Annotated in this window: 8 protein-coding genes and 1 pseudogene; 6 read left to right on the forward strand and 3 right to left on the reverse strand. The window is 72.9% G+C overall.

Translation table 11 applies throughout. The features are described 5' to 3' along the window. Positions 1-1,058, reverse strand: a 1,058-nt coding sequence (locus HYE82_RS29180) for an FHA domain-containing protein (RefSeq protein ID WP_179177180.1), incomplete at its 3' end; no start/stop codon positions are given. 407 nt (positions 1,059-1,465) lie between these two features. Here HYE82_RS29180 and HYE82_RS29185 point away from each other — a divergent pair. Further along, a complete protein-coding gene (locus HYE82_RS29185; protein WP_179177181.1) occupies positions 1,466-3,235 on the forward strand; it encodes a serine/threonine-protein kinase in 1,770 nt (589 codons plus the stop codon). Between the two features lie 149 nt (positions 3,236-3,384). After that, the gene (locus HYE82_RS29190; protein ID WP_179177182.1) at positions 3,385-4,647 is read left to right on the forward strand and encodes a serine/threonine-protein kinase; all 1,263 of its coding nucleotides are present in this window, start codon (positions 3,385-3,387) and stop codon (positions 4,645-4,647) included. 103 nt (positions 4,648-4,750) lie between these two features. Here HYE82_RS29190 and HYE82_RS29195 read toward each other — a convergent pair whose 3' ends face one another. Further along, complete coding sequence (locus HYE82_RS29195; protein ID WP_179177183.1) at positions 4,751-5,752, reverse strand: isopenicillin N synthase family oxygenase; 1,002 nt, start codon at positions 5,750-5,752, stop codon at positions 4,751-4,753. A 314-nt stretch (positions 5,753-6,066) separates the two neighbouring features. Between HYE82_RS29195 and prfB the strand changes: the two genes are divergently transcribed. Next, on the forward strand, positions 6,067-7,185 hold the full coding sequence (gene prfB, locus HYE82_RS29200; protein ID WP_179177184.1) for a peptide chain release factor 2: 1,119 nt from the start codon (positions 6,067-6,069) through the stop codon (positions 7,183-7,185). 160 nt (positions 7,186-7,345) lie between these two features. On the opposite strand, the gene HYE82_RS29205 is transcribed toward prfB, so the two are convergent. Next, a complete protein-coding gene (locus HYE82_RS29205; protein ID WP_179177185.1) occupies positions 7,346-7,540 on the reverse strand; it encodes a hypothetical protein in 195 nt (64 codons plus the stop codon). 225 nt (positions 7,541-7,765) lie between these two features. On the opposite strand from HYE82_RS29205, the gene ftsE reads away from it, so the two are divergent. The 3 genes and pseudogenes from ftsE to HYE82_RS37365 form a co-directional block, all read left to right on the forward strand. Next, positions 7,766-8,455 (forward strand): cell division ATP-binding protein FtsE, encoded by a 690-nt coding sequence (ftsE, locus tag HYE82_RS29210; protein ID WP_179177186.1) that lies wholly within the window; start codon positions 7,766-7,768, stop codon positions 8,453-8,455. A gap of 19 nt (positions 8,456-8,474) precedes the next feature. Next, the gene (ftsX, locus tag HYE82_RS29215) at positions 8,475-9,404 is read left to right on the forward strand and encodes a permease-like cell division protein FtsX (protein WP_179177187.1); all 930 of its coding nucleotides are present in this window, start codon (positions 8,475-8,477) and stop codon (positions 9,402-9,404) included. A 67-nt stretch (positions 9,405-9,471) separates the two neighbouring features. After that, positions 9,472-9,655: pseudogene (locus tag HYE82_RS37365) on the forward strand (hypothetical protein); the annotation flags it as partial.

Here is a 9,655-nt window from a genome sequence, read left to right on the forward strand (position 1 = left end):
ATCCCGGACCACACGGGACCGGTGGCCCCGGCGGGTGCCGTGCTCGCGGGACCGGATGCCGCCCGGTGGGGGTCCGCCGGTGCGGGGGCCCCGGACCGGGCCGGGCCGGAGCCCGCCGGGGCGGTGGTGCCGGGGGAAGCGGAGTCGGTGGCGCCGGGGCGTGCCCGGCCGGAGCCGAGCGGGGCGGCGGGGCTGCCGGCCGCCGGGATGGTGGTGCCGGGGCGTGCACCGCCGAGGTCGGCCGGGGCGCCGACGGGCCGCGCCTGGCCGGAGCCCGCCGGGGCGGGTCCCGTGGGGCCGGTGAAGGACGGTGGGGTGCCGGGTCGCGGCGGGGTGGTGGCGCCGGGGTGTGCCGGGCCGGAGCCCGCCGGGCCGGACGGGGTGTCGGCGGGCGGCGCCGGGAGGCAGAGGTGGCCCTCGCGGTCCGGGACGACCGGGAGGGGTGCCGGGGACGAGACGGCCAGGCGGAGGACGGACTCGCCTATCCGGAGCAGCGCGCCCGGCGCCAGCGGCACGGGACGGGGGCCCACCTCCGCGCCGTCCACGGTGGTGCCGTTCGTCGAGTTCAGGTCGGCGACGGCCACCCGCCCGTCCGCGGCCACGGTCACCGCGCAGTGCAGCCGGGACACGTCCGGATCGTCCAGCGGGACGTCCGCGTCGGCCGAGCGGCCGATCCGGATCGCCCCGGGGTGCAGCAGGTGCACCCCGCCCGCGTCGGGGCCCGCGACCACGTGCAGCTGGGCGCCCTCGGCCGCGTCCGGTGCCGCGTCCGGCACGGGGGCGTGCAGTCCCAGCACCGCCCCGTCGACGAGCGGCGGCTCCCCGAGTACCTGCCGCTGCGGGTCGAGGCGCTCCGTACCGGCGTACAGCACGACCGTGCGGGCGGTGGTGCCCCCGGCGGTGGCCGGGGGAGTGTCGGGCCCTCCGACGGTCGCCGCCAGCCCGGAGGCCACCGCGGCCAGCGCGGTCCCGGCGGGCGCGGTGACGAGCACGTCACACCCGGCGGGCGCGGTCTGGTGGCCGCTGCGCGACCCGAGGACGGTCAGCCGGATCTGCATCGCCGTCAGCGATCCCTTCTGCGCGGTGCGCGGTTCGTGCGCCCGGCAGGGGACGACGGCAGCCCCGCGGCTGCCCCGAAACCCCCACCCGGCGGGGCTCCCGTCCCCGCCGCTCCGTACGGGTGCATCCTCGCACCTGTCGCGGACGACACGCCCGGTTCTCATCAAGAAATGATCTTGAATGATCGCACCCGCGGGGACCTCGTGGGGAAAGCCGGGGAAAATCACCTCAGGCGAACCCCTCGAAAGTCACCCTTCGTACATATGTGCGGCAACCAACCTCCGGTACCCCGCGTCTTCCGGGAGGACACCCCCTAGAGTTGGGCCGGATAACGAACCCGGAAATCGACCCCGGACGACGAACCACCGGCGGGACCCACCGCAGGACGACACAGGGAGCGCGAGACGTGCGGCCAGTCGGCAGCAAGTACCTGCTCGAGGAGCCGCTCGGGCGCGGCGCCACGGGCACCGTCTGGCGTGCCCGCCAGCGTGAGACCGCCGGGGCGGAGGCGGCCGTCGCTGGCCAGCCCGGCGAGACCGTGGCCATCAAGGTCCTCAAGGAGGAGCTGGCCCAGGACCCGGACATCGTCATGCGCTTCCTGCGGGAGCGCTCGGTCCTGCTGCGCCTGACCCACCCCAACATCGTCCGCACCCGCGACCTCGTCGTCGAGGGCGATCTCCTCGCCCTCGTGATGGACCTGATCAACGGCCCGGACCTGCACAGGTACATCCGCGAGAACGGCCCCTTCACCCCGGTCGCCGCCGCCCTGCTCACCGCGCAGATCGCGGACGCGCTCGCCGCCAGCCACGCCGACGGCATCGTCCACCGCGACCTGAAGCCGGCCAACGTGCTCCTCGACGAGAGCGACGGCCGGATGCGGCCGATGCTCACCGACTTCGGCATCGCCCGCCTCGCCGACTCCCCGGGCCTGACCCGCACCCACGAGTTCGTCGGGACCCCCGCCTACGTCGCCCCCGAATCGGCCGAGGGGCGCCCGCAGACCTCCGCCGTCGACATCTACGGCGCCGGCATCCTGCTCTACGAACTCGTGACCGGACGCCCGCCGTTCGCCGGCTCCACCGCCCTCGAAGTGCTCCAGCGGCACCTCAACGAGGACCCGCAGCGCCCGCCGACCGTGCCCGAGCCGCTCTGGATCGTCATCGAGCGCTGCCTGCGCAAGGAACCGACGGAGCGCCCCAGCGCCGAGAACCTGGCCCGCGGCCTGCGCGTGGTCGCCGCCGGCATCGGCGTGCACAGCGCCCCGGGCGAGGTCGAGGCCGCGCTGGGCGTCGGCGCGCTGCTCGCGCCGGACCCCTCGCCCGCGCCCGTTCCGGGGACCCCGGGCGCCGCGGACCCCACGCAGGTCCTGCCCGCGCGCCCGGCCGCCGCGCCGGCCGCCGACCCCGCCGGTGCGTACGACCCGAACGCCATGACCAGCGTGCTGCCGCCGGTCGGCGCCGACGACGCCACCTCCGTCCTTCCGGCCACCGGCGCCCCCGGGGCCCCGGACGCCGCCGCGACCTCCGTCATGCCGCCCGTGGAGCGCCCGGACCAGCCGCACCCGTGGCAGACGCAGATGCGGGCCGCGCGCGAGCGCAACGAGCAGACGCAGATGCACTACCTCGACCCGAGCGAGGACCCGCTGCGCCGCCGCCCCCAGCGGCAGACACCCCCGCCGCCGCAGCAGCGCCCCCAGCAGCCCCCGCAGCCGCAGGGGCCCCCGCAGTACCGCCAGGGCCAGCCGCCGCAGCAGTACCCGCCGCAACCGCAGCGCCCCCAGCCGCCGCAGTACCAGCAGGCCCCGCAGCAGCCGTACTACCCGCAGCCGCAGCAGGCGCCCCCGCCTCCGCCGCCCCAGCAGTACCGGCAGCCGCAGCAGCAGCCCGCATACCAGCCGCCGCAGCCGCGCGCCCCGAGGGAGCCGCGCGAGCCGCGTCGGCGCAGCGCCAACCCCATCAAGATCCCGGGCCTCGGCTGCCTCAAGGGCTGCCTGGTCATGATCCTGGTGTTCTTCGTGGCGGGCTGGCTGATCTGGGAGCTCACCCCGCTCCAGGAGTGGATCGGCACCGGCAAGGGCTGGTGGGACCAGGTGTGGAGCTGGGGCACCGGAATCGTCGACTGGGTCTCGTCCCTCGGCGAGGCCGTGGGCTCCGGAGGCGGCGGCACCACACCCTGAACGGGGCCGCGCAGCGCTGACTTCGTAGATTTGTCGACATCCGGGGCGTGATTTTGCCCGTAGAAGTGAAGGTCGCCGCGTTCCGCGGCGACCTTCACCCTTCCGGCCGCGTAGCTTTGGGGCGTACGCCAGCCGCTGAGGGAGCAGTCGTGGCACGGAAAATCGGCAGCCGGTACACCGCACACCAGATCCTGGGACGCGGCAGCGCGGGCACGGTGTGGCTCGGCGAGGGGCCGGACGGGCCCGTCGCCGTCAAACTCCTGCGCGAGGACCTCGCGTCCGACCAGGAACTGGTCGGACGCTTCGTCCAGGAGCGCAGCGCACTGCTCGGCCTGGACCACCCGCACATCGTCTCCGTCCGCGACCTCGTCGTCGACGGCAACGACTTGGCCCTGGTCATGGACCTGGTGCGCGGTACGGACCTGCGCACGCGCCTGGACCGCGAGCGGCGGCTCGCCCCCGAGGCGGCCGTCGCGATCGTCGCCGACGTCGCGGACGCGCTCGCCGCGGCCCACGCGGCCGGGATCGTCCACCGCGACGTCAAGCCCGAGAACGTGCTGCTCGACATGCAGGGCCCGCTCGGGCCGGGCGGCTCGCACCCCGCGCTGCTGACCGACTTCGGCGTGGCCAAGCTGATCGACTCGCCGAAGCGGGCCGCGTCGGGGCCCGCGGCGGGGCGCACGTCGGCCCCGGCGACCCGGATCATCGGCACACCGGACTACCTGGCCCCGGAGATCGTGGAGGGCCTCCCGCCGCGGGCGGCCGTGGACATATACGCCCTGGCCACCGTGTTGTACGAGCTGCTCGCCGGGTTCACCCCCTTCGGCGGCGGCCATCCGGGCGCGGTGCTGCGCCGACACGTGACGGAGACCGTGGTCCCGCTGCCCGGGATCCCCGACGAACTGTGGCAGCTGGTCGTGCAGTGCCTGGCCAAGGCCCCGGCCTCGCGGCTGCGCGCCTCGGAGCTGTCGGCCCGGCTGCGGGACCTGCTGCCCATGCTCGCGGGAATCCCGCCGCTGGACGTGGACGAGCCCGACGACGCGGAGCCGGAGCAGCCCGAGGCCCGGGAGGCCCCGGGGCGGCCCGAGCCGGTCCGGCGCCGCGGGGCGGTCCCGCTGGTGCCGGGCACCGCGACCGATTCCAACCGGGACACCCACACCTCGATGCGCGTGCCGGCGCCGGACGAGCTGGCCGGGGGCGCGCTGGGCACCGCCCGGGTGCCCCGCCCGACCGGAGGCCACCGGCCCGGCTCGGCCCGGCACCGGGCGGGCGCGGTCCGCAGGCGCCGCCTGGCGCTGTCCGCCGCCGCAGTGGGCCTGGTGGCCGCCCTCGGGGTCGGCGGCTGGCTGGCCGCCTCCGGCGACGAGCCGCCCCGTCCTCCGGCGAAGCACTCGGCCCCCCCGAAGCGTTAGCCGCCGTTGCCGCGACCGCTGCGCGGGAGCCGACCGGCCCCCGGCAGCGGATGCCCGCCCGGGCGGCGGGGGTCAGCCGGCAGCGACGGGCCGCAGGGGCCGGTTACGCCGCCACCAGCTGCGGGTGCCAGCGCCGCGCCACGGCGGGGTGGGCCCGGACCCAGCCCTTCAGCTCGTTGCGCCCGTACTCCGCGTGCAGCGGGTTCGACGCGTCGTGCACCACACCCGGGGCGTGCTTCAGGTATTCGCCCGGCACCGTGTCGATGACGGCGTCCAGCCTCGGGTTGTAGAAGAACGGCACCGAGAACCGCTCCACCGCGCCCGGCGGGCTGACCACCCGGTGGTCGGTGGCGGTCAGGTAACCCTCCGTGGCGATCTCCAGCAGCTCGCCCAGGTTGACCACGAACGCGCCCGGCATCGGCGGCACGTTCACGTACCCGCCGTCCTTGACCACCTGCAGGCCGCCCACGGAGTCCTGGAGCAGCAGGGTCAGGAACCCGTAGTCCTTGTGGGCGCCGACGCCCTGGTCGGCACCGGACGGCGCGGACCCGGGGTAGCGGATCAGCTTCGTGTGCAGGTGCGGCCGGTCGGCGAAGGCCTCGTCGAAGAAGCCGTGCGGCGCGCCGATCGAGGTGAGCAGCTCCTGCAGCAGCCGGTGGGCGACCGCGGCCAGCCGGTTCTGCCAGTCCAGTACGACCGTGCGCAGCTCCGGCAGGGCGGCCGGCCACTGGTTCGGGCCCTCCAGCCACAGGTAGGCCGGGTCGCCCGGCTCCAGGACCGGCGCCGGGCGCTCCGCGCCGACGTCCAGCTGGTCCCGCCAGTCGGAGGCCCCGCCGGTCAGCTCGTGGCCGATCCGGGTGTAGCCGCGGAAGTGCGGCGAGTTCAGATTGCTGACGGCGAGCCTGTCGGCCTCCGGAAGGGCGAAGAAAGCCCTGGTCACGTCGAGTATTCGAGCGCTCTCCGCTTCGGTGATGCCGTGCCCGGTGAGGTGCAGGAAGCCCGTGTCGCGGGCTGCGGCGTGCAGCGCCTTCAGGAAGCCGGCCCGCTGGGCGGGGTCGTCGGCCTGGGAGAGATCGATGACGGGGAGGGAGTGCGCGGACGGCATGACGGCTCCGTTTCGGATGTCACGGGGTCCTGTTCCCCTTCAGGTGTCGGGGCAGCGGAGGGGGAGGGCCTCCGGCAGGGGTGGCGCCGGGGCCGCGTGAGCCGCGTACAGGACCAAGTCGGATCGGGGTTGATCAGGCTTGAGAACGGTCCGGCGGCTGACAGCTCGTCGTCGTGACACGCATGTGGTCCACATGGCGGCGCTTGACGAGGAGGAGAGTCATACCGTGAGCGTACGCCCGTATTGCCCATCATCAGAACGGGTGAACCGGACTGCACGGACTGCGCCGCCCGCGGACCGGCTACGCTGGACCCGTGGCAGTCGTCGATGTATCCGAAGAGCTGAAGTCCCTCTCCTCGACCATGGGGTCGATCGAGGCCGTCCTGGACCTCGACAAGCTGAGGGCAGACATTGCCGTGCTCGAGGAGCAGGCAGCGGCCCCGTCCCTGTGGGACGACCCGGAGGCTGCCCAGAAGATCACGAGCCGGCTTTCCCACCTCCAGGCCGAGGTCCGCAAGGCCGAGACGCTGCGGGGCCGTATCGACGACCTCGCCGTCCTCTTCGAGCTGGCCGAGGAGATGGACGACGCGGACACCCGCGCCGAGGCGGAGACCGAGCTGACCGCCGTCCGCAAGGCGCTGGAGGAGATGGAGGTCCGCACCCTCCTGTCCGGCGAGTACGACGAGCGCGAGGCGCTGGTCAACATCCGGGCCGAGGCCGGCGGCGTGGACGCCTCCGACTTCGCCGAGCGCCTGCAGCGCATGTACCTGCGCTGGGCCGAGCGCCACGGCTACTCCACGGAGGTCTACGAGACCTCGTACGCGGAAGAGGCCGGCATCAAGTCGACCACCTTCGTCGTCAAGTCGCCGTACGCCTACGGCACCCTCTCCGTCGAGCAGGGCACGCACCGCCTGGTGCGCATCTCGCCCTTCGACAACCAGGGCCGCCGCCAGACCTCCTTCGCCGGCGTCGAGGTGCTGCCGGTCGTCGAGCAGTCCGACCACGTCGAGATCGACGAGTCCGACCTGCGCGTCGACGTCTACCGCGCCTCCGGCCCCGGCGGCCAGGGCGTCAACACGACCGACTCGGCGGTGCGCATCACGCACATCCCGACCGGCATCGTGGTCTCCTGCCAGAACGAGCGCTCGCAGATCCAGAACAAGGCGAGCGCGATGAACGTCCTCCAGGCCAAGCTCCTGGAGCGCCAGCGCCAGGAGGAGCGAGCCAAGATGGACGCCCTCAAGGGCGACGGCGGCAGCTCCTGGGGCAACCAGATGCGCTCCTACGTCCTGCACCCGTACCAGATGGTCAAGGACCTGCGGACGGAGTTCGAGGTCGGCAACCCGCAGTCCGTGCTGGACGGCGAGATCGACGGCTTCCTGGAGGCCGGCATCCGCTGGCGCAAGAAGACGGAGCAGGGCCAGGACGCCTGAGCCCTCCGGCGGCCCCGCGGAGCACGGGGCGGGCGGCCGTGACACGACGCGGGCGGGGCCCGGACACCTTCGGGTGTCCGGGCCCCGCCGCCGTTCGGCTTCTGTCTTCCGGTTCCGGGACGTGCCGCGCGAGGAGACCCGCGCCCTGTGCCCCTGCCCGTCAGGCCGTCTGCTGGGCCACCAGGGCCAGGGCTGCCGCGACCAGGACCACCAGGAGCGCGATGAGCGCCATGGGGTTCAGGCCTGCGAAGGGGCCCTCCTGCCGGAGGCGCTCCCGGTTCGCCCGGCACACCGGGCAGCGGCCCTGACTGACGGGCGCGGCGCAGTTCGCGCACACGAGCCGGTCATATGTCATGCGCTCTCCTCCTCTCGTCCCCTTGAACAACGCGTGGGGGAACGCTGCCGTTCCCCCTACCACTGTGCCAGCTCCGGAGACATTAGGCGCGGCCCGTCCGGGCAATCGCGAACGCTCCCCTCCCCGACCAGGGGATATATCGGGCAACTGCGAGCGGCGGGTCCCCACCCAGCGCCGGTTCGCGTATGGTCTCGCACACCTACCCCCGGCGACCGTGGTGCACCCGTGATCCGATTCGACAACGTCTCCAAGTCCTACCCGAAGCAGAACCGCCCCGCACTCAGAGATGTCTCCCTGGAGATCGCCAAGGGCGAGTTCGTCTTCCTGGTCGGCTCCTCCGGCTCCGGCAAGTCCACCTTCCTGCGGCTGATCCTCCGCGAGGAGCGGGCCAGCCACGGCCAGGTCCACGTCCTGGGCAAGGACCTCGCCAAACTCTCCAACTGGAAGGTCCCGCAGATGCGGCGCCAGCTGGGAACCGTCTTCCAGGACTTCCGCCTGCTGCCCAACAAGACGGTGGCGGAGAACGTCGCCTTCGCCCAGGAGGTCATCGGCAAGCCGCGCGGCGAGATCCGCAAGGCCGTCCCGCAGGTCCTGGAGCTGGTGGGCCTCGGCGGCAAGGAGGACCGCATGCCCGGCGAGCTCTCCGGCGGTGAGCAGCAGCGCGTGGCCATCGCCCGCGCCTTCGTCAACCGCCCCTCCCTGCTGATCGCGGACGAGCCCACCGGCAACCTCGACCCGCAGACCTCCGTCGGGATCATGAAGCTCCTCGACCGGATCAACCGCACCGGCACCACCGTCATCATGGCCACGCACGACCAGCAGATCGTGGACCAGATGCGCAAGCGCGTCATCGAACTCGAACAGGGCCGTCTCGTACGCGACCAGTCGCGCGGCGTCTACGGCTACCAGCACTGAAAGGGCCCACCCAGACGTCATGCGCGCCCAGTTCGTCATGTCGGAGATCGGCGTCGGTCTCCGCCGCAATCTCACCATGACCTTCGCGGTCATCATCTCCGTGGCCCTGTCGCTGGCCCTCTTCGGCGGCTCCCTGCTCATGCGCGACCAGGTCAGCCAGATGAAGGGCTACTGGTACGACAAGGTCAACGTCTCGATCTACCTGTGCAACAAGAGCGACGCGGAGAACAGCGAGACCGGGAGCAAGGCCTGTGCCAGGGGCGCGGTCAGCCCCGAGCAGAAGCAGCAGATCGAGGCCGACCTGAAGAAGATGGACCTCGTCCAGACGGTCCACTACGAATCCGCCGACGAGGCCTACAAGCACTACAAGGAGCGTTTCGGGCACACCGCGCTCGCCTCGGTGGTCACCCCCGACCAGATGCCCGAGTCCTTCCGCGTGAAGCTGAAGCAGCCGGAGAAGTACCAGGTCATCACGACCGCGTTCGCCGGCCGCGACGGCGTGCAGTCGGTGGAGGACCAGCACCGCGAGCTGGACAACCTCTTCCAGATGCTCAACTACCTCAACTGGGCCGCCCTCGGCATCATGCTGATCATGCTGGTCGTGGCCCTGCTGCTGATCGTCAACACGGTGCGCGTCTCGGCCTTCAGCCGACGGCGGGAGACCGGGATCATGCGGCTGGTCGGCGCCTCCAGCTTCTACATCCAGGTGCCGTTCATCATGGAGGCCGCGTTCGCCGGCCTCATCGGCGCCGTGTTCGCCTGCGTCATGCTCGGCGCCGGCCAGTACTTCGTCATCGACCACGGGGCCTCGCTGCGCACCAAGATGGAGCTGATCAACTTCATCGGCTGGGACTCCGTCCTGACGAAGCTGCCGCTGGTGCTCGCCATCGGCGTACTGATGCCCTCCCTGGCGGCCTTCATGGCGTTGCGCAAGTACCTGAAGGTGTGACAAGCGCCCCGTGTGAGCTCTGGCCAACCCGGCGTGCCCGTACGGACCTTGTCCTAGACTCGGCGCCATGCAGGGTCTGCCCGCCTTCTGTCTTCGGCCCCGCGACCACCGTCGCGGGGCCGCTTTGACGCTGGCCTTCGTCGCGGCCGTCACCACCGCCGCGGGCCTGGGCTGCTGGGACGGCGCCGGCGCCGCGAGCCGTGCCGACGCCGGGTTAACGGCCGCCGACACCGCCCCTCCCGCCCCCGGAC

The organism is Streptomyces sp. BR123 (assembly GCF_013401435.1).
Taxonomy (GTDB): Bacteria; Actinomycetota; Actinomycetes; order Streptomycetales; family Streptomycetaceae; genus Streptomyces.

Excerpts from the sequence above, each read along its gene's own strand:
- HYE82_RS29195 (WP_179177183.1), bottom strand. The coding sequence starts at position 5,752 with ATGCCGTCCGCGCACTCCCTCCCCGTCATCGATCTCTCCCAGGCCGAC.
- HYE82_RS29205 (WP_179177185.1), bottom strand. The coding sequence starts at position 7,540 with ATGACATATGACCGGCTCGTGTGCGCGAACTGCGCCGCGCCCGTCAGT.
- ftsX (WP_179177187.1), top strand. The coding sequence starts at position 8,475 with ATGCGCGCCCAGTTCGTCATGTCGGAGATCGGCGTCGGTCTCCGCCGC.